This is a genomic window from Streptomyces sp. NPDC043867 (assembly GCF_056435845.1).
The window spans coordinates 249,570-268,862 of the sequence record NZ_JBWKDS010000006.1; the positions used below are offsets into that span (position 1 = coordinate 249,570).

General features: G+C 70.8%; 24 protein-coding genes and 1 pseudogene. 10 read left to right on the plus strand and 15 right to left on the minus strand.

Annotated elements, in window-relative coordinates:
- Nucleotides 1-33: 33 nt before the first annotated feature.
- The 15 genes from AC069T_RS08840 to AC069T_RS08910 form a co-directional block, all read right to left on the minus strand.
- Nucleotides 34-369, minus strand: a complete 336-nt coding sequence (locus AC069T_RS08840) for a hypothetical protein (RefSeq protein WP_478782059.1) — start codon at nt 367-369, stop codon at nt 34-36.
- A 53-nt stretch (nt 370-422) separates the two neighbouring features.
- A complete protein-coding gene (locus AC069T_RS08845; protein ID WP_478782060.1) occupies nt 423-1,661 on the minus strand; it encodes an MFS transporter in 1,239 nt (412 codons plus the stop codon).
- Nucleotides 1,658-2,236: a hypothetical protein gene (locus AC069T_RS08850; protein WP_478782061.1), complete on the minus strand. Its 579-nt coding sequence runs from the start codon at nt 2,234-2,236 to the stop codon at nt 1,658-1,660. The genes AC069T_RS08845 and AC069T_RS08850 overlap by 4 nt, the downstream gene beginning before the upstream one ends.
- A complete protein-coding gene (locus tag AC069T_RS08855) occupies nt 2,233-3,132 on the minus strand; it encodes a winged helix-turn-helix transcriptional regulator (protein WP_478782062.1) in 900 nt (299 codons plus the stop codon). Before AC069T_RS08855 ends, AC069T_RS08850 begins: the two co-directional genes overlap by 4 nt.
- A 29-nt stretch (nt 3,133-3,161) precedes the next feature.
- Entirely contained in the window at nt 3,162-3,512 is a 351-nt protein-coding gene (locus AC069T_RS08860; protein WP_478782063.1) for a hypothetical protein, read from the minus strand.
- A 70-nt stretch (nt 3,513-3,582) separates the two neighbouring features.
- A complete protein-coding gene (locus tag AC069T_RS08865; protein WP_478782095.1) occupies nt 3,583-4,017 on the minus strand; it encodes a hypothetical protein in 435 nt (144 codons plus the stop codon).
- A 5-nt stretch (nt 4,018-4,022) separates the two neighbouring features.
- Nucleotides 4,023-4,484: a hypothetical protein gene (locus tag AC069T_RS08870; protein ID WP_478782064.1), complete on the minus strand. Its 462-nt coding sequence runs from the start codon at nt 4,482-4,484 to the stop codon at nt 4,023-4,025.
- 101 nt (nt 4,485-4,585) lie between these two features.
- A complete protein-coding gene (locus AC069T_RS08875) occupies nt 4,586-4,933 on the minus strand; it encodes an SH3 domain-containing protein (RefSeq protein WP_478782065.1) in 348 nt (115 codons plus the stop codon).
- Between the two features lie 202 nt (nt 4,934-5,135).
- Nucleotides 5,136-5,858: a hypothetical protein gene (locus tag AC069T_RS08880; protein WP_478782066.1), complete on the minus strand. Its 723-nt coding sequence runs from the start codon at nt 5,856-5,858 to the stop codon at nt 5,136-5,138.
- Between the two features lie 38 nt (nt 5,859-5,896).
- Entirely contained in the window at nt 5,897-6,586 is a 690-nt protein-coding gene (locus AC069T_RS08885) for a hypothetical protein (protein ID WP_478782067.1), read from the minus strand.
- 19 nt (nt 6,587-6,605) lie between these two features.
- Entirely contained in the window at nt 6,606-7,061 is a 456-nt protein-coding gene (locus AC069T_RS08890) for an N-acetyltransferase family protein (protein WP_478782068.1), read from the minus strand.
- A gap of 29 nt (nt 7,062-7,090) precedes the next feature.
- Entirely contained in the window at nt 7,091-7,705 is a 615-nt protein-coding gene (locus AC069T_RS08895; protein ID WP_478782069.1) for a DUF3631 domain-containing protein, read from the minus strand.
- Entirely contained in the window at nt 7,702-8,190 is a 489-nt protein-coding gene (locus AC069T_RS08900; RefSeq protein ID WP_478782070.1) for a hypothetical protein, read from the minus strand. The genes AC069T_RS08895 and AC069T_RS08900 overlap by 4 nt, the downstream gene beginning before the upstream one ends.
- The gene (locus AC069T_RS08905) at nt 8,187-8,801 is read right to left on the minus strand and encodes a DUF4913 domain-containing protein (protein WP_478782096.1); all 615 of its coding nucleotides are present in this window, start codon (nt 8,799-8,801) and stop codon (nt 8,187-8,189) included. The genes AC069T_RS08900 and AC069T_RS08905 overlap by 4 nt, the downstream gene beginning before the upstream one ends.
- Before the next feature lie 204 nt (nt 8,802-9,005).
- Nucleotides 9,006-9,761, minus strand: coding sequence for a DNA-methyltransferase (locus AC069T_RS08910; RefSeq protein ID WP_478782071.1), 756 nt, complete (start codon nt 9,759-9,761; stop codon nt 9,006-9,008).
- A 504-nt stretch (nt 9,762-10,265) separates the two neighbouring features.
- Between AC069T_RS08910 and AC069T_RS08915 the strand changes: the two genes are divergently transcribed.
- The 10 genes and pseudogenes from AC069T_RS08915 to AC069T_RS08960 all read left to right on the plus strand — a co-directional run.
- Entirely contained in the window at nt 10,266-11,402 is a 1,137-nt protein-coding gene (locus AC069T_RS08915; protein WP_478782072.1) for a C40 family peptidase, read from the plus strand.
- Nucleotides 11,403-11,541: 139 nt separating this feature from the next.
- Nucleotides 11,542-11,856 carry a DUF6112 family protein gene (locus AC069T_RS08920; protein WP_031045928.1) on the plus strand — a complete coding sequence of 105 codons (315 nt, stop codon included), beginning with the start codon at nt 11,542-11,544 and terminating at the stop codon, nt 11,854-11,856.
- Complete coding sequence (locus tag AC069T_RS08925) at nt 11,856-12,542, plus strand: hypothetical protein (protein ID WP_478782073.1); 687 nt, start codon at nt 11,856-11,858, stop codon at nt 12,540-12,542. The genes AC069T_RS08920 and AC069T_RS08925 overlap by 1 nt, the downstream gene beginning before the upstream one ends.
- Before the next feature lie 35 nt (nt 12,543-12,577).
- A complete protein-coding gene (locus AC069T_RS08930) occupies nt 12,578-13,948 on the plus strand; it encodes an SCO6881 family protein (RefSeq protein ID WP_478782074.1) in 1,371 nt (456 codons plus the stop codon).
- Between the two features lie 83 nt (nt 13,949-14,031).
- The gene (locus AC069T_RS08935) at nt 14,032-15,504 is read left to right on the plus strand and encodes an SCO6880 family protein (protein WP_478782075.1); all 1,473 of its coding nucleotides are present in this window, start codon (nt 14,032-14,034) and stop codon (nt 15,502-15,504) included.
- 60 nt (nt 15,505-15,564) lie between these two features.
- A complete protein-coding gene (locus tag AC069T_RS08940; RefSeq protein ID WP_478782076.1) occupies nt 15,565-16,038 on the plus strand; it encodes a DUF6238 family protein in 474 nt (157 codons plus the stop codon).
- A 25-nt stretch (nt 16,039-16,063) separates the two neighbouring features.
- On the plus strand, nt 16,064-16,606 hold the full coding sequence (locus tag AC069T_RS08945) for a hypothetical protein (RefSeq protein WP_478782077.1): 543 nt from the start codon (nt 16,064-16,066) through the stop codon (nt 16,604-16,606).
- A 43-nt stretch (nt 16,607-16,649) separates the two neighbouring features.
- Nucleotides 16,650-18,164 carry an ATP-binding protein gene (locus AC069T_RS08950; protein WP_478782078.1) on the plus strand — a complete coding sequence of 505 codons (1,515 nt, stop codon included), beginning with the start codon at nt 16,650-16,652 and terminating at the stop codon, nt 18,162-18,164.
- Nucleotides 18,165-18,190: 26 nt separating this feature from the next.
- Entirely contained in the window at nt 18,191-18,679 is a 489-nt protein-coding gene (locus AC069T_RS08955; RefSeq protein ID WP_478782079.1) for a hypothetical protein, read from the plus strand.
- 331 nt (nt 18,680-19,010) lie between these two features.
- Nucleotides 19,011-19,293 (plus strand): annotated as a pseudogene (locus tag AC069T_RS08960) (hypothetical protein); the annotation flags it as partial.

Genomic DNA, 19,293 nt, shown 5'->3' on the forward strand with positions numbered 1-19,293 from the left:
GGTAGGGGGCAGTTCAGGCACGGCGGCGTCGGTTCAGGGGGAGCGCCGGCGGCGCAGCTCGAAGACGGAGGCCCACTCGGGGTGGTCCGCGATCAGCTGCCTCGCGTACAGCGCGGTGTAGTTGTTGTTGAGCCCGCGCAGCCCCTGCGGGAGTCGCCAGCGCAAGTCCTCGAACAGTTCCTTGAGCCCGATGCGGGTGGCCCCGGCGGCGAGCCGTTCGGCCGTCAATTTCTCCAGGGCCCGGTAGACGTAAGGGTGCGCGGCGTCGAAGGCGAGGAACTGGTCGATGATCGTGGGCCGGGATCCCGCGCGGGAGGATGGGCGGGGCGCCGCGGTGACGGCCTGGGCAAGAGCAGAGAGCACGGGCATGAGAGGGATCTCCAGGGGGAACCGGGGGAAGGACGAGGTCGGTCAGGGAACGGTCAGGCGAGACGGGCGCGGAGACCGGGCAGGGCGCGCAGGCGCATGAAGGCGGCGCACAGGCCGAGGGCCTGGAGCACCGCGCAGGCGGTGATGACGTGGCCGAGCAGGGCGGTCGGCACCGTGGCGACCAGGAGGCCGGCCAGGGGGAAGGGCAGTAGGAGCAGCAGGATCGTCAGGGAAAGGGTGGCGCCGAAGACCTGCTGCGGGATGAGGTGGGAGCGCAGGGTGCGCAGGACCACCGTCATGCCGCCCTCGCCGGCCATGAGCACCGCGATCAGCACGAGGTACGCGGTGTAGGTGTGGGTGAGCGAGACGGCCAGGCACGCGCAGGCCGCGACGGTGGCGGAGAATGCGCCGACGGTCCACAAGCCGAAGCGGTCGATCGCGCGGCGGCACACCGCGACCGTGATCAGGGAAGCTCCGGCGGCCACTGACCAGATCAGGCCCACGTCCGCGCTGGAGTGTCCGAACTGCTGGACCACGATCACCGGAGCTGCGGCCTGGAGCAGCCCGATGGCGAGGTTGGACACGGTCAGTCCGCACACCAGCCAGCCCAGGGCGGGCAGGGAGCGCAAGGTCGTCCATCCGGTGCGCAGCCCCGCAAGGACCGGCTCCGGCACATCGGTCTGCCCGACGTGCTGGCGGGGAGCGAGCGCGCACGCGAGGAGCGAGAAGACCGCGATCATGGCCAGCATCCCGGCGGCCCCGGCCCGCTCCAGCAGGAGGCCGGCGATGGCGGGTCCGGCCAGGGTGCCGACTTGGTCGATGCCCAGGAGTACCGACTGCACGCGGTGGGCGCGCTCGCCGGCCTGGCGGCTAGCGACGCCTCCCGCGGTCTCCGCTGCAATGTAGGAGAACTCGGTGAGCACGCCGGTCAGGGCGGCGAGCAGCATGACGGTGACCGTAGTGGGCAGGCCGGCCTCCAGCTGCGGCAGCGCGACGGCGGCGGCCACCACCACGGCGGCCCGCATCGCCGAGGCCACTCGCAGCACGCGGGTGGTGCCGTGACGGTCAACCATGGCCCCGGCGACGGCGAACGCACCCAGGCGCGGGACCCACTCCAGTGCGAACGCCAAGCCGGTCAGGGCTGCGGAGCTGGTGGTGGCGAGCACCAGTAGCGGGATGCCGTACGTCGTCACGGCGAAGGCGCCGGCATCCATGCTGCGGGGCAGGTAGATGCCGCGCAGCAGGGTGGGGACCGGCCGGCGGGCGTGCCGGGGTCCGACGCGGGACCTCACGCAGCGGGCTCCATCTCATCCGCAGCGTGGGAGGAGTGGAGGGCCGTGTGGTGCACGACGTACGCATTCGTCTGGAGCCAGGCGGCCAGTGCGCGCTGCGGGCCGTCGAGGGCGGAGATGGCCTCACGGGCGAGGACCGCTCCACCGGGGACCAGCAGCCCGTTCGCGTTGCCGAGCCTGGCGGCTCCGCCTTCAAGATCCTCTGTGTGGCTGAGCAGGGTGAGGGTGCGCTGGACGCGGGTGACGAAGTCGCTGGCCATTGTGGGGAACTGGTGGGTGCGGGCCCAGTGCGCGGCCGTGTCGTACACGTCGGCGAGGTCCTCGCCACGGGAGGTGAGCCGGTAGCGGACCCGCTCGTGCTCGTCGCCGTAGACGAGGCCGAAGTCGCGGGCTCGGTCTATGGCATGACCAAGCTGATTGGCGGTCAGGTCGCTGAAGGCGGCCTGCAGGCTGCCGCGGCGGCAGGCGATGGGGCCGTTGTCGGCGATTTCGCTGACGAGGCGGATCAGGCCCGGCAGGGACAGGGCGCGGATGGTCTGGCGACTGTCCAGGCGGGGGGTCGGGCATCTGGTCATCGGCGGTGGCCTCCTGCCTGCGGGAGGGCGCCGGGGCGTACCGGTATCTGGTGGGAGAAAAGGTCGGTGGGCTTCCAGGCCGTGGCCGCGGGCTGGGTGGACAGGGCCGGGGCCGCTGCCGCGGGGGTGGGGGCTGCGGGTGCCGGTACGCGGGGCTGGGTGGTCAGCCATGGTCCGGATGTGGTCTGCGTCGCGGCCCGGGCCTGGCCCCACAGGGGGTGGGTGTCGGCGTCGGCGAGCGGGCGTCCTGCGGCCCAGGCGCTCAGAGCCCGGTAGACGGGGGCGAGGGCGTGGCCGTTGGCGGTCAGCTCGTAGGCGCGGCCGTCCTTGTGGACCAGGCCGTCCTCGACCAGGCGGTCCAGCTGGGGGTAGATGTTGCTGAGCCGGTGGCTCGGCATCGCCGCGGCGGACAGGGCCTTGGCGCTAAAGGCGCCGCGGGCCTTGAGTGCCCACAGGATCGGCGTGGCGTGCCGGGGGCCGATCAGTGCGAGGGTGTCTTCGATGTTCTGCGCGGGCGCGACCTGGGTGACCGGCTCCAGCTTCCCGGTGTCCTTGTTCTTGACCAGAGGCTTTTCCAGGTGCTTCTCGCCCCAGGCGGCGATCACGGTCAGGACGGGCATCAGGTCGGCGCCGCGGCCGGTCAGGCCGTAGGTGACGTGTCCCTGAGCGACCTCGGTGCGCTCGACCAGCCCGGCGTCGGTGAGCTTGCGCAGCTTGGGGTGGAGTGTGCCGTCATTGAGCCAGGGCAGGCGCGGCTTGATCTCCGCGTAGCGCAGGGGCTGAGCGGACAGCGTCATCAGGATCCACACGCTCCACAGCGGGGTGATCATCTCCAGCGACTCGGTGACACGTGAGACGTCGACCTGGGTGGAGCGGGGCAGACCGGTGGTGGCCAAGGGGCTAACTCCTAAGGCGGGGCAGTGGTTCAGCGAGAGCGGGTGGCAGCAGGTGCCGGGGCGCAGGCGGGTGCAGCAGGTGCTGACGACGGCGGAGGCGGTGCGGCGGGGGCACGGTGCAGGCTGGCGAGGACGGCACTGACGGTCTTGGCGTGGGCGTCCCGGGTGGCGACGGATTCAGCGATCCGGCGAGCGCAGTCGAGCAGGTGGCCTGCCTCGAACGTTCCGATCTGCCTGTCAGGGTGAGCCAGCTCAAGCAATCGCTGCAGTTGGAAGGTGATGTTGCGCTCGGCAAGCTGCAGATCGGCGTGGCTACTGGTCAGGGCGGCGAGCATGGTGCCGGTCGGATTGGTATCGGCGTGGGCTTCGAGCGCGGCCATCGGCTGGCCGTACAGCTCCTCGATGCGTCCAGCGATGGTCTGGGAGGCGGAGTGGGGCAATCGGGGGCTTTCACGGTCGGCGGGCCCGCGCCGCCCCGGCCCGTGCCGGGGCCGGGGCGGGCGGGAGCATGGTGGCGAGGCGGGGCCGGGGGAGCTGCGCCGGCCGCTCGGGACGCGGCCCGGGCGGCGGCATCGTGCGCAGCAACTCGGTGAGCGCGGTGGCGTATCCGTCGCGGGCGGACAGGGCCGCCTCCATCCACTGCGCGTCGAACCGCAGGTCTTCAGCGGACAGTTCGCCCATGTCGCGGTCAGCGGCGGTGGCGTCGTGGATGCGGTCACGGACCCGGGCGACCTGCTCCTCGGCCACGGCCAGCCAGGAGCGCAGCTCCAAGGCACGCGTCAGGGCGGCGGACGCCTCGGGGCCGCCGGCCTGCGCGTACAGCTCGCTCAGCGAGGCGCCGAAGGCTTGGACCAGCGCCTCGTCCTGGCTGGTGGGCTTGTGCATAACGCTCACCGCACCGCTCCTCGCACCGGGACCGACGGCGTGGGCGAGGCGCTCGCTACCGGTGCGGTCTGAAGGGCCGGGCTGCGACGGGAGGCCGTTTCGGCTCCGCGCCAGGCTCCCGGGCCCCTGCGTCCAGGGGAGTTCGGGTCGGTGTAGTGGCGTACGACCATCGCCCGCCCGTCGCGCACCGCCACGGCGGCATTGACCTGGTGGGCCAGCTCCATGACCGGGTCGTCCAGCACGTCGCCGGATGCGTTGTCGAGGGCTGCGACGAGGGCGTCCTCGGCCTTCTCCAGTACCTCCTGGGCCTCGGCGAGCATGCCGTACCACTTCACGACGACGGTGGCGTCGTTGGATGCGTGCGGGGCCGCAGCCACCGCCCGACGCAGGTCGGCCAGCGGCATCTGGAAGCGGGCCTCGATCTGCTGGGCGATGACACCCATCACGTCGTCGGCGCCGTCGGACACGACACGGCTCCTTTCCTTAGAAATGCGTGGGCAAGGGGGCGCGCTTCTCTGTTCAGCAGCGAAGGGCGGCGCCGGTCTGGGAAATTCGCGTAGCCAGGCGGCTAGTCGAGGCACATGTAGACGTCGCGGTAGACGTACGAGCCGGAGACCCAGCCCTTCACGCCCGTGCTCTTGTCGGTGATGTAGTGCCAATTCCCGCTGGTCTTGTGGACCGTGAAGCGGTGGCTTCGGTAGAGCACACCGACGGCGGTGGACTTCGTGCTCGCCCTGGAACGGATCGTGACCGCGTTCGTGTGTACGGCCCACGGTCCGGGCCGGTCACACGGGCGGCTGGTCGGCGCGGAGGCCGGCGCCTGGGCGGGTGCCGCGCTCGCGGACGTGGCGCCAAGGAGCGGCAGGGCGAGCGCGCCGACAACGGCGGCAGAGACGGCTATGCGGGGTGAGCGCATGAGGAATTGACCTCCAGAGGAGAAGGAAGGGAACACAAAGCGCCCCCGGGCTGACGCCGGGCGGGTCGTGTTCAAGAGTCCGGAGAATCCCCGGTTTCGCTAACCGGGGATTGGCTGCTATGTTTCGCGCTCCGCGGGATACCGATGCCGCACGGGTTCATCCCGGAGAAGATCCGGCAGGGGTACGAGTTGGAGCCCCTAATCAACGAGTTGGGCCGGTGCGGGGCGCGGGGGCGGCGGGAATGCCGGGCATCGCGGAGGTGGCGCGGTGCCGGGTCGCCAGCGGGGCGGTGGGAAGGGGAACGTCCTCGCCGGACCAGTGGGCGTGCCACCAGGCGGTGGCCTGCTCGTAGGTCTGAAAGCCGCCTTCGCGCAGGGTGTGCGTCCAGTGCTCGGTGTCGACCTCCTCCAGCAGCACTCGGAAGCGCAGCGGCGCCTTCTCATTGATGGCGGCCAGGAGCACCGTGATCTGCAGGCGATCCGGGTCGTCCGAGGTGTAACTGGTGACGAGGGCGAAGTGGTCGCCGTCGGAGGTGAGGCGATCCTCCAGCACCTTGGTGGCCTCGTCGGCCGCGTCGGTTCTCATGTCCGGGCGCAGGCCGATGGCCCCCTTCGGGCAGCCGCGGGTAATCAGCCAGCTCTGCGCCATGGCCGGCAGAGGCAGTCGCTCGTGCTGGAAGCGGAAGGTACGGGCTTCCACGTCACGCTGCAGGTGGAGAGCCACCAGCTGCGGCTCTCCGGGGACACCCCAGGTCACCGCGCCGTTGTGCAGGACGTAGTAGCTGTGCCGCTGGTCGTCGGTGTGGTGCTCGGCGAGCACGGTGAGTTCAGATGACTCGATATCGATGTGCTGCCAGAACTGCTCGGCAACACGGTCGTTGACGGCGTCGTAGCCGTCGAGGCGGAAGTCCGGGGATGAGGACATAAGGGCTTTCGAGGCGGGGCACGCGACGGGATGCGGGTTCAACGGCGGGCGGGGGTAGCCACGGGCCAGGTGCCGGGCCGGGGCACGGGAGCGACGCCGGGCACCTTGGGCGAGCGCGGGCCGGTCACCGCCGCACGGCCGGTGTCGGTCAGCGTGACGGGCTGACCTGCCGTGACCGGGTGGGAGGTGTCGCGTACCACCAGGCGGTCCTCTTCGAGGCGTTGCAGCTGGCTGAAGGGGATGCGGGTGCCGGCGGCGGTGACGACGTACAGGCGCTGCGTCAGCAGGTTCTGGTGAAGCTTGGCGCCCTGGGTGATGGCGAGCAGCGCAGCGATGTCGGGCGCGGACAGGTTCGGCACGTCATGGGGAGCGCTGGCCCGGGCGGCGGCTTCGACAGGCTCGAGCGCGGCAACGGCCTGGGCCAGCCGCTGGTCACGGGTACGAGCCGCGTCCTCCAGCAGGGTGACGGTCCGGTCGATGCGGTCGAGCAGGGCGTTGTCGACCGGGTAGTCGCCGGAGGACAGGCTGTTGAGCTGGGACCGGTAGAAGGTGACGTTGCTCTCGGCCTGGACGAGGGCTCGATGAGCGTCGACCAAGTGCACGTGCTGTTCGTCGAGCAGGTCGCTGTCGCGGTGCTGCCACAGCCGGTCGATGCTGTGGCCCACGGCCGCCTCGATGCGGTGGTCAAGGCGGGTCAGAGCCTTCCTGACCGGAGTTTCGCGGGGCATAGGGGGATTCCTTGGAGTGTCACGAGGGCTGGAGCGCGAGGCCGCCCATGCCGAGGGGCAGGCGCACGTCGAGGTGCGCTCCGTGCCGCGTCTCGCGGACGGGGCCGAGGCAGCGAAGGAGACGGAGCATCGGCTGGTTCGACGCCTCGGTGTAGGTGCTCAGGGTGTGGGCGCCCCGGTCCCGGGCATACTGGGCTGCGTGCCGGGCCAGCGCGGTGCCGAGGCCGCGGCGCTGGTGGGCATCGGCCACCTGGAGCCCGAGGTCGAAGACGCCCGCTTCCCGGCTGACAGGGCCGGCGCAGACCAGCGCGAGCAGCTCGTCGCCGGCGCCGAGCGCCAGCCAGCAATCGGCATGTGTGAGCAGCTGGCCAAAGGTGCGGCGCGACGGGTGCGTACGGCCCCAGCGGCGTAGCAAGTGCGCGGGAGAACAGCGCCGGTGGAGGGCGTCGACGAGCGGGAAGTCCTCGGCCTTCACGGGGCGTAGCGCCGTGAGGGCGGGGTGCCTCAGCAAGAGCAGTCGGGCAGCGCGGCCTCAAGGGAGCTGCGCCGGTATCCCTTGAGCTGGTGGGTGCCGAAGCGGACGTTGCGGGGCCGCGCACCGTACGGTGCCAGAAGTCGGCTCAGACGCAGCGGGGTGAGTTCGGCGTACGGCCAGCGGCCTTCCGCCATGCCCGGCAGCTGGCGCAGGCGCTCGGTGAGATCGGCCGAGGACATGGCGGCCGGATCACCCTCTGCGGCGAACACGTCGAGGCACGCGTGGACGATCGTGTGCTCGGCGGCCGGGCAGGAGCGACAGTCCACCGCGTCCTCGACGGTGTCCTCGTCGCTGTCGCCGCCGGCGTGGGAGCAGCAGCACGGGACGCTCAGCAGGCGGATCAGCCCGGCGCCGGCCAGCACGCGCAGGATGAGGACGTCGGTGATCTGCTCCAGCTGCTCGTGGGCGTCGGCGAAACAGCCGGTCGACCCGCCGCCGGCCACGGCGAGGAGCTGCGCGTCCAGCTGCTGAACTCGCCGGTAGGCGTCCAGGATCGCCCGGTGGTGCGGGTTCTCCCGCGCGGTGTCGAGGCCGGCGAGGACGGCCGTGAGATCGTCGAGGCCGGAGGGGAAGTGGGTCGTCAAAGAGTGCGGTCCTTCGGGGTCAGGGGCAGAGCGGGGCGGGGAAGACCAGGCACCGCGTACGGCGGCCGGCCCGGCTTGGGGACTTCGCGGCGCGTCTCCAGCTGCGGGGAGCTGGAGCGGGCGGCATGGGCGAGCGCACTGGTGGGTCGGGGGGAGATGCCCAGACGTTTGCGGGCGACGCTGTAGACCTCGTGCCGGTCGCGTGGGCGTACGGCCACGACGTGGATCTCGGCGCGGTGCGCCGATCCCGGCGGTGCCGGCCGCTGGCCGTAGACGATGCGCCAGGCTTTGCGGTGATCGACGTACAGCTTGCGGTAGTCGGCGAGTTCACCGAGCAGTTTGGGGCCGAACAGCTTGGCGTTGACGACGTCCTGGAGCTGGGCGAGGGCCAGGTCGCGGATGTCGCTGGGGGCTTGGAGGAGGTCGGTGAGGGCGCGGGGGTCGAAGGAGAGGCCGAAGGCGGGCCGGTGCTCGGGTCCACTCATGCGGCCTGGTCCGGCTCGCCCGGCTCCGGCTTGTCTTCGGCAGCGGAGCGTGAGGAGCGGGTGGAGGGGGTGGGGCCGGGCAGCAGGCGGTGCGCCGGCCGATCGGGGTCGGTCATGCAGGCCGAGAGCGGTCCGCCGGCGCCGCGCACGTGGGCCATGCAGTGGGTGAGGAAGTCGCGGTGCCACACGAACATGCCGGACGGCCCGGACTCAGGGTCTTTGTGCTGCTGGTAGGCCATCCACAGAGCGTGGAGCCAGGCGACGACGTCGTCGTGCTCCTGCCACTGCTTGCACCAGGGGGCCGCGGTGGTGACCTCGGCGCCGTAGGTGTCCATGAGGAAGCCGTCGACCCAGTCCGTCAGCGCGTCGATCTCGTCTTCGTACTCGTCGCCCTCCAGCTCCAGGATCGGCCGCGGCTCCGGCGGGGCCTGGGCCGGTGCTTCGGGCATGCCCGGAAGGTTGGGCATGCCGAACGGCGCGTAGGGCGAGGGGTCCGGGAGCGCGGAGAGACTGTCGAGCTGCCGGGCCTGTTCGGCGGTCTGCTCCATAAGCTTGCGGACGCTGGCCTCGATAATCTCCAGATTCGAGTCCGGCAGCCGGACAGGTTCCATTTCCCCGTCGTCGGGGAGGTCTATGGATTCAGGCACGAAAAGGGTCTCCTTGAAGCCGCAGCCAGTAGGCGTGTATTGCGGCTCCACGATCCAGAGAATCCCCGGTTTCGCTAACCGGGGATCCGGTGGTACAACGCATCGCCCGGCACGAGGGAGAGACAGGGAGAATGCTGCATCGCCCCGGTGCCGGGCGGCGGATTGCGCCTAGGCGGATAGGACGAAGTCGTCCTGGGACAGGGTCTGTTGCACCGTCTCGGTGAGCCGGTCAGCAGCCACCTCGGCGTACTCGCGGGTCTTCTCCACGCCGATGAACGAGCGTCCCTCCAGCAGGGCGGCGACGCCGGTGGACCCGGATCCGGCGGTGAAGTCCAGAACGGTGCCCTGCTCGGGGCAGATCTTCACCAGCTCCCGCATCACCTCCACCGGCTTCTGCGTGATGTGGTGGCGGTTCTTGCCCGAGGGCTGCGAGGCCGAGTAGAGGCCGGGCAGGTAGACCGGGTTCCGGGAGCCGTCGATGGCGCCCTTCGAGCCCCAGATGATGAACTCGCAGTTCTGCGTGAAGCGGCCCTTCTGGGGCCTGGCCTGGGGCTTGTGCCAGGCCAGCACGCCGCGCCACAGCCAGCCGGCCGCCTGCAGCGCGTCCGTCGTGGTCGGCATCTGCCGCCAGTCGGTGAACAGCAGCGCGGTGCCTCCGGTCTTGGTCAGCCGGTGCGCCTCGGTCATGATCTGCGTGAGCCAGAAGCCGTAGGAGCGCTGATCCATGTTCTCGCCGGTGAAGTCGGGCAGGACGTGCTTGGCGTCGGCGGAGGTGTACTTCTGCCGCGCGCTGCGGCTGGTGCGCTCCTTGGCCGTCCGCCCACCGGAGTTGTACGGCGGGTCAGTGATGACGGAGTCGACACATCCGTCCGGCAGCGTCGCAAGCACGCTCAGCGCGTCGCCCTGATGCAGGGAAAAAGGCAAAGGGGTGCCCCAAATTCGGTTCGGGTGAGGGTGGGTTGATTCACTCCGGCTCGCGCACAGAACCCGGCGGAACAGTCGCGGACATGACGATGCCCACGGCTCGCAATGCGGGATGCGAGGGGGAGGAGCCAAAACTGTAGGGCACGATCCCCGGTGGAGCGGTGTCGCCGCCAAAATTCCCCGAAATCAAGCCTTGATCACATGTGATTTCGGGGACCGGGGATCTGGGCTTACTGTTTTGGAGCTGCCCGGCGGACACCGCCGTTGGCCAACCCCTCCCCTGCCCTGACCGAGGTACTCCCTTGCCCGAACCCGCCTGAACCCGACCGACGCACGCACAACGAGGTGCTCGCCGCGTGCGTCGGAGCCCGATTTACCCACCACCGGCTGCCGCGGCCTCCCACCCACACGCCCGCGCGGCCGGGACTTCACTTTCAAGGACACCCTCGTGACAACTCCCTACCCACCCCTGCCTGAAACCCCGCCGCCGGGAGGCGTGCCGGATTGAAGGCGATAGCCGCCGGCATCGGCGTCGTCTTCCTCTCCCCCCTGCTGCTCGCGGGCACGGCCATGATGCTGGCCGCCGCCTCCAGCGAAGCCGCCGAAACCACCAGCGGGTTCAGCGGATGCCTGCATGACGTCGACACGGACGCCGTCACCAAGCAGGTGACGAAGATTCTCGACGGAGCGTCCGGCAAGGACGTGAAGGTCGAGGGCCTGTCCCTGCCCGCCGAGCAGGTCCCCAACGCCCAGACCATTGTGGCCACCGGCCTCTCGCTCGACGTGCCCAAACGCGGCCAGATCGTCGCGCTCGCCACCGCGATGCAGGAGTCACGGCTGCGCAACCTCGGCTCCGGCGACCGCGACAGCCTCGGGCTGTTCCAGCAGCGGCCCAGCATGGGGTGGGGCACTGCCGAGCAGATCCGCGACCCGGTCTACGCCTCGGAGCGGTTCTACAAGGCACTGCTGCAGGTCAAGGGCTGGGAGCAGATGACCGTCACCCAGGCCGCCCAGGCCGTGCAGAAGTCGGGCTTCCCGGACGCGTACGCGCAGTGGGAGCCGCTGGCCACCGCCCTGCAGAAGGCCATCGCCGCCACGTTCCCCGGCGGCGGCAAGGACAAGCCCGCCAAGGACAGCGACACGTCTAAGGACACCAAGGCCCCGGCCTCCGGCTGCGGTCCGGCCAAGGACGGCTCCTCCTACGGGCGCATCCCCGAGGGCAGCGTGCCCAAGGGCTACGCCATCCCGAAGGACGCCGACCCTAAGGCGCGGAAGGCCATCGACTGGGCGATGCACCAGCTCGGCACGATGTACCAGTGGGGCGGATCCTGCACTGCCGCGCACGGCCCTGACCCGATGGGCCGCTGCGACTGCAGCAGCCTGATGCAGCAGGCGTACGCCAAGGCCGGCGTCCAGCTCACCCGCACCACATACACCCAGGTCAACGAGGGCAAGGCCGTCTCGCCCAGCAAGCTGCAGCCCGGTGACCTGATCTTCAGCCGCGGCACCGCGCAACGCCCGGAGCACGTTGGCATGTTCATGGGTGCGGGTCTCGTGATCGAGGCCCCAAAAACGGGCAAACCGGTACGGATCACGCCGCTGAAGGACTGGGCCATTCTCGCCGTCCGCCGCGTCATCTGACGCCGCTCTCCGCCCGATTGCCCGCGCTACGCGGGCCGGGCCGGCCTCTCTCGGCGCCGCTCGCGCCACTCCCCCTTCTTTCTTCCCCCTTTCGCCGGGCCGTGTCCGGCCTGCGCATGCAAGGAGCCCCGCCACACCCATGCCCATACCTCTCGCGGACCGCGTCATCCAGCTCGCCTACGACCCGGGCATCTCCCCGCAGGGCGGCGGCCTTCCCGGCCTGTCCGTCCTGAAGAACGTCGTCAACAGCATCAACCTCTTCGGCATCGTCGCCGTCGTCGGGGCCTTGGCCGTCTCGCTCGGCGTGTGGGCCTGGGGCCACCACACCGGCGGCCACCAGGCCGAGGCCAACGGCAAGAAGGGCGCGCTCGTGTCCGCGGGCGCCGCGCTCGGCCTCGGCGCCGCCAACGGCATCGTCGCGTTCTTCAGCGCGCTGGGGTCGCAGGTCCACTGATGAAACGTTCCCCCTCGTTCTCCCTTTCCTCCTACGGCGTCGGCTGGTCGGTCAACCGCCGCATCGCCATCGCCGTGATCACCCTCACCGTCCTGCTGGCACTGGCCGCCGCAGTCGCGTTCTTCACCGGACGCAACAACGGCGCCCCCACCGGGCCGGGTTCACCGTCCGCCACCGGCACCGCCTCACCCTCCCAGGAGGCGCCGAAGCCGGGCACGGGATCCGGGTCCGTACCAAAGCCGCCCCAGATCGCCGAACCGGTCGCCTTCGCCAAGGCCGCGGCGGCGATGCTCTGGTCCTACGACACCCGTGACACCAGCCGTGACCAGCAGCTGGCCGGCATGCGCGCGTGGATGTCGAAGGAGACCAAGTACGCCGACTGGACCTCGGTGTCCGCCCAGGTGCCGGATCCGACCCTGTGGTCGCGCATGGCCGACAACGACCAGCACGCCACCGCGAAGGTCACCGAGGGCCACTTCCCCTCCGCGTTCAAGGCGGCCCTGGCCGAGGACCCGTCCGCGATCACCAAGGCGTACATCTACGTCGTCACCGTCAACGGCAAGCAGGAGATCGCCTGGAAGAAGGGCGGCGGCGGAGCCGAGGAGCGCGCCGTGACCCTGGCCGTCCAGTGCCGCCCCGGCCACGACTGCTCGCTGGCCGCCATCGCCCCGAGCGTCACGCAGTGACCCGCGCCTGACACAAGAAAGGAGGCCAGCTTCCCGTGGGTTTCTGTGATCTTCCGCTCGCCGACAAGATGTGCGCCATCGGTGGCGCCGCCAAGGGCGCGGTCGATTTCGCCAGCGATCCGGGCAAGGTCATCGGCGACTGGATGGCCAAGTCCGCCGGTGAACTCGCCGCCGCGGCAGCCGACCTGGCCGCCAAGGCCGTCAACGCGACGACCAAGGTCGACTTGAACGCCGGCTGGTTCCGCGACAACTACGAGATGCTGCTGCCGATCGGTCTGGTCATCCTCGTCGCCACCTTCTGCGCCCAGCTGGTGCGGGCGGCGATGAAACGCGATGGCCAGGCCCTCACCCAGGCGTTCACCGGCACGGCCAGCGGTGTGATCTTCGCCTTCAGTGCCATCGCCCTGACCACCGTCGCGATCGAAGTCGTCGACGCGCTGTCCGACGGGTTGTTCAAGGCGTCGCACCTGTCGATCGAATCGGCCGTGCGGCGCATCGTCAAGGTGAGCCAGATCCCGGCTCTGGCAGGGCTGGGCTGGCTGGTCGCGGTCTTCGCCGCGATCGGCGCCGCGATCGGAGCGTTCCTTTACTGGTGCGTGATGATGGTCCGCAAGGTCGGCATCCTCGTGATGGTCACCTTGGCCGTGTTCGCCGGAGCCGGCGGCGGCTGGGAAGTCGCCCGCCGCTGGCGTCGCGGCTGGATCGAAGCCACCGCCACCCTCGTGGTCTCCAAGCTCCTGATGACCGTGATCTTCGTGCTCGGTATCGCCGCGATGGGCAAGACCGAGGCCAAGGACGGGCTGGGCGCGCTCGCCGACGTCATGTCGGGCATCGTGATCATGGTTTTGGTCTTGCTGTGTCCGTACGCGACGTTCAAGTTCGTGCACTGGGCCGCGGAGGGCACGTCCGGCGAGGACATCCATCGCGCCGGTGGTGCCGGAGCCCAGCTCGCCAAGCAGCACGCCGAGCGCGCAGGCCGCAAGGCCGCCGCGATGGCGGCCACCGCCGGAACCGGCGGCGCAGCAGCCGGAGCGGGCGCCGCCCCGCAGGGGCCCGACTCGGTGCCCGGCGGCTTCCCCGGTGACACCGGCGGCAATGGACAGGAGTCCGGAAGCACGAGCGGTTCCGGTGCTTCTTCCGGCGGCCAGGGCATGAAGGACGGACTGGAGAAGGCCGTCCAGCCTCCGCCCACCAGCGCCACCGACGACACCAGCGGCCAGTTCGGCGGCGGGCCCGGCCAGGGCGGACCCGGCTCAGGCTCGGGATCCCCGTCAGGCGGCGGGTTCATGTCCAACCCGGCAGGCTCCGCCATGCCTCCGCCGCAGGGTGCGCCTCCGGCCCCGAACTCCGCTGCTTCGGGCAGTGCCGGCCGCGCCGGAGCACCGCCTCCGCCCACCGGCCTCTGACCCCGTCTTCTCCCGCCGGAGCGGCACACGTACACCCCTGTCCGTGCCGCTCCGGCCCCGCCCGAGCACCACCGGAACGGCCCTTGTCTGAACTGTCCATCACTCCGCTCACGGTCAAATTCCCCCACAGGTCGAAGCGCGGCATCCTGCTCGGCCTCACCCTTCCCCAACTCCTCCTGGTCTCCGGCGCGCTGGCGTTGCTGCTGATCACGGTCGTCAGCACCGGGCTGCTCGGCGCGATCGTGCTCGCCCCGCTGTGGGCCGCTGTCGCTGCCCTGGTCGTCATCCGCCGCCACGGCAAGTCCCTGATCGACTGGGCTCCGATCGTCCTCCGATTCGCGAGGCGCCGACGCAGCGGGCAGACCCTGTGGCTGGCCCGCCCAGTCACCCGGCCCCGCCACGACGGCACCCTGCACCTGCCCGGCACCGCGGCCTCCCTGCGCGTCGTCACGCCCTCGGACTCGGCCAACGGCGCCGCCGCGGTCCACGACCCGCACAACCAGACCCTGACCGCCGTCGCCCGCGTCTCCTCCCGCGCCTTCGCCCTGCTCGACCCCGCCACCCAGAACCACAACGTGTCCGGCTGGGGACGCGCGCTGGCGGGCATCGCGCGGACCGGGCACGTCGCCTCCGTACAGGTCCTGGAGCGCACCGTGCCCGACAGCGGCGACACGCTCGCCCGCCACTGGGCCCAGCAAGGGCGCCCCGAGACCCCGGTCGCCGGGCAGGTGTACTCGGAGCTGGTCGCCTCCGCAGGCCCGGCCGCCGCCCCGCACGAGGCGTACCTGGCCATCTCCCTGGACCTCAAGGCCGCCAAGCGCCTCATCTCCCAGGCCGGCGGCGGCTTCCCCGGAGCGTTCACGGTGATGGAACAGACCACCTCCGCCATCGCACAGGCCGCGCGCAGCGCAGGGCTGATGGTGACCGGCTGGCTGACCGCCCGCGAGATCGCCGCCGTCATCCGCACCGCGTACGACCCCAAGGCGCTCTCCGGCCTGCAGCAATGGTCCGACAGCGGGCGCGCCGAGGCCGACCCGGCCGCCGCCGGTCCTGTCGTCCAGGTCGAGGAGCACGACCGGGTGGCCACCGACTCCGCCCGGCACACCACGTACTGGGTCGAGGACTGGCCGCGTACGGAGACCGGCGCCGGATTCCTCCACGGGCTGATGTTCACCGCCGGGGTGCGGCGCAGCCTGTCCCTTATCTATGTGCCCCAGAAGCTCGAGTCTGCGATGCGCGATGTCCAGCGCAAGAAGGCCGCGATCATCTCCGATGCCGCCGAGCGATCCCGCCGCGGCCAGGTCGACTCCGAGGCCGACAGCGTCGAGTACGCCGACGTCAAGACCCGCGAGCGCCAGCTGATCGCCGGCCACGCCGACGTCGCCCTGACCGGCCTGCTCACCGTCTCCGCCGAGACAGACGCCCTCCTCGATGCGGCGTGCGCCCAGATCGAGACCGCAGCCGTCACCGCCCAGGTCGACTTGCGCCGCCTCTTCTACCAGCAGCCCGACGCCTTCACTCTCGGCGCGCTGCCCCTGGCCCGCACCGCCCTGTAGCCCGCCCCGGCTCCGGCTGGGGCCCGCGCCCTGCCGCACCGGCAGGAAGGACTTCCCCTTTTGACCTCATCCACCCCCGTCGGCGACGCGCACCCCTACCTCCGGGCCGCCAGCGCTGGAGTACGCCATCACACCCGCGCCCTCGTCACCGAAGCGGCCACCGATCCAGCGCCCGCGGACCGCACGCACCTGGACGTGCTGCACGCGCACCTAGTCGCCCTGCACTGTCTCCTCGACCAGCTCCAGGCGGCCACGCGGCCACCGCACCCGGCGGCAGGACGCCATCTGGCCACCGCTGGAACCCGGCTGTGGCAGGCCACGGCCGCCGTGCACGACGCCTTCCATCTCCTGCCCGCCGTCCACGCCGCCGCTGAGGACGAGGAGGAGTGCCATCCCGAGCGGCTTCCGGAAGGCCCTCCGGTGCTGACGATCTGCCAGCGTCACCTCACCGCGGGCCACCTCGTCCGACGCACCACTACCCCCACCGACCTCAACAGCCCCCTGCACGGCCGTACCACCGCCTGCGTTCAGTAACTCCCCTCGCTCGAAAGGGCACTGCATGCACAAGTTCAAGCGCTCCGCCTCCACCGCCGCCATCCTCGCCGCGCTCGCCGGCACTGCCGCGCTGGCCACCGCCACCCCGGCCTCCGCCGCCAGTTACCACTGCACGACCAGCACGAAGTCCGTCGACGACGCCGCCTACGACGGCTTCTGGGCCGACAACTGGGACTTCACCGTCAAGCTGTGCTCCCGGCAGTCCGGCGACTACCTCTACAGCTACGCTTCCCTCTCCTGGGACGGTCCGGCATACGCCCAGGTCGACGACTCCACGATCTTCGACGGCGCGTACTTCAAGGTGCAGGCCAAGAAGTCCGTCGCGGGCACCGACCCGGTCCTGAAGTCGGCCAACTACCACGGCATCGAATCGCGGCTGGAGAACAGCGACTCCAACGCCAACTACAACAACCACTACACGACGCCGGTCATGAAGACGAAGGTCGGCCCGGCCCGCGTGCTCACCGACGGCGAGTTGTACCTGGACTGGAACAACGACGGCCACGGATACGGGCGCCACCAGTTCACCGCCTCACCGGTCGTGTGATCGCCTGCCGCCCCGACCGCCGTCACCTGAAAGCCGCTCCGCCATGACCCACCGGCCCGCCCGGCGCGCCCGCCGCGCCTCGGCCTCTCCTCTGTTCACCCCGCACGGCACCGACCGCGCCAGCCGCAAGGCAGCGCGCCGCCAGCTCGCCGAGGCCGCCGCCAAGGCCCGCGCTGAAGCCGCCCTGCACCTGGCCGACACCGAACCGGCCGAGCAGGAGATGCCGCTCCCCCTCTTCCCGCCCGGTGGCCGCCCCGGCCCCGCCTCCGCCCGCGGTGGCAAGCTGAAGCTGCCCGCGCATCGCATGACCACCGCGACCGTCGCGGGCGCCTATCCCTTCCTCGCCGAAGGCGGGCTCGGCGCCGAGGGCATCTACATTGGCCGCGACGTCCACGCCGAAGCGAGCTTCTGCTTCGACCCGTTCGCCCTGTACGGCAAGGTCGAAGGCTTCACCAACCCGAACGTGCTGCTCGCGGGGGTGATCGGCCAGGGCAAGAGCGCCCTGGCGAAGTCCTTCGCCCTGCGGTCCGTGGCCTTCGGATACCGCGTGTACGTGCCCTGTGACCCCAAAGGGGAATGGACACCAGTGGCTGCCGCACTCGGCGGCACCTCGATCGCGCTCGGTCCCGGTCTGCCGGGCAAACTCAATCCCCTGGACGCGGCCCCGCGACCGCCGTCGGTCTCCGAGACGGACTGGGCGGGTGAGATCCGCAAACGGCGCCTCCTGCTGCTCGGCTCCCTGGCCCGCACCGTGCTCGGGCGGGACCTGATGCCGATGGAGCACACCGGACTCGACGTCGCCCTCGATGCCGTGGTCACCCGCGCCGCCGCCACCGGACGCACCCCGCTGCTCGGCGACATCGCCGCCATGCTCAACAGCCCGGACGACCTCGACGCCGCCGGCGGCCTGATGTCCGGACGCCTCGGCGACGCCTCCCGCGATCTGGCCCACGCCATGCGCCGCCTGGTACACGGTGACCTGGCCGGCATGTTCGACGCTCCCAGCACCGTCGCGTTCGACCCCGACTCGCCGATGCTCACCATCGACCTGTCCCGCCTGGGCGGCTCCGGCGACGACACCGCCCTCGTCCTCGCCATGACCTGCGCCTCGGCCTGGATGGAGTCCGCGCTCTCCGACCCCAACGGCGGACGGCGCTGGATCGTCTACGACGAGGCATGGCGCCTGATGCGCCACCCCGGCCTGCTGCAGCGCATGCAGTCCCAGTGGAAGCTGAGCCGCGGCCTGGGCATCGCCAACCTGATGGTGATCCACCGGCTGTCCGACCTGCTCACAGCGGGCGACGCCGGATCCCGCGGACGCGCCCTCGCGGAGGGCCTGCTCGCCGACTGCTCCACGCGCATCATCTACCGGCAGGAAACCGACCAACTCCATGCCGCAGCAGCGCTGTTGGGCCTGACATCGGTGGAGAGCGACGCCATCGCCCACCTCAACCGCGGCAGAGGGCTCTGGAAGGTCGCCGGACGATCCTTCATCGTCCAACACCTCCTCCACCCATACGAATTGTCACTATTCGATACGGATGCCCGTATGCATTAGCACATCGAACTGCCGAACGGAAACCCGTGACCACCGCTTCACAGCCCAGCCTCACCGATGCACAGGCCGAGAGCCCCGCTCGCCCTCCCGCTGTCGGCTCCCAGATGGTGATCGAGGCGCTCGGCACCTCGCCGCAGCGCCTCGCTCGGCTCCACAAGACCGACTCCACCGAGGACGTCGTCGCCTGGCTCGTGGCCATGGCCGCCCGTCATCTGGACCGCGTGCACGAGCAGCTCACCGACGCCGCCCAGCGCGCGGCCTCCACTCTGACACGCGTCGCCATCGGAAAGTCACAGATCAACTCCCTTGGCGTCCTGCAGAACAGCGCCACGCAGATCGACATCCTGGCCGCGCGCCGCGCCGATGCCGTCGAGCGTCTCAAGGAAGTCCTCCACGCCTACCGGCAGGTGACGGCGCTCGATGACACCACCGCACCGGCGCACCGCGCAGGGCAAGCCCCAATTCACTCAACCGCACCCAGCGCCCCTCCCGGCCGCGCGCCGCTCCGGCGGTGACCCTGCCTCTCACGTCCCAGGAACTCATGCCCGCCTCCCGCACCGACCTTGCCTCCTTCGCTGACGTCCTCGCCTCCCCCCTACCAGGCGACTGGCGCAGCACGTACCGCCGGCACGATGCGTACAGTGACCAGTTCCCCCTCGACGACGAGGTCTGGGACAACGGCCACGTCAGCTGGGCGTTCAGCGAATTCGTCCGCGGTCACGACGCGCAGCTGTCCGGACCCGACGGTCAGCGTCTGTGCGTCATCGACCGCCCTCTTCATCGCGACCAGTTCCTCGTGGCCCCCTCGCCCCAGGCGAGGGCTTCAAGCCCCACCACTTCGCCGGCGTGGACGAGCCCAACGGCATCAAGGTCGGCAATGACCCGGTCCGTGCGGCCGTCGCGGTCAGCCGTCGCGTCCTTCCCCGCTACGAACGCGCCCTGGCCGCCGTACGCCGCAACGCGCAGGCCCAGCCCGAGCCTCCGCTGCGCCCGGCGCCGCCCGAGGTCGACCAGGATCTCACCCTCACCCGGTACGGCGACGGCGCCGTCGGCACACCGTACGCGACGGTTCCCTCCGAGGCCCGCACCACGCCCTGCGTCCACGGATTTCCGTACCACCCGCACCAAG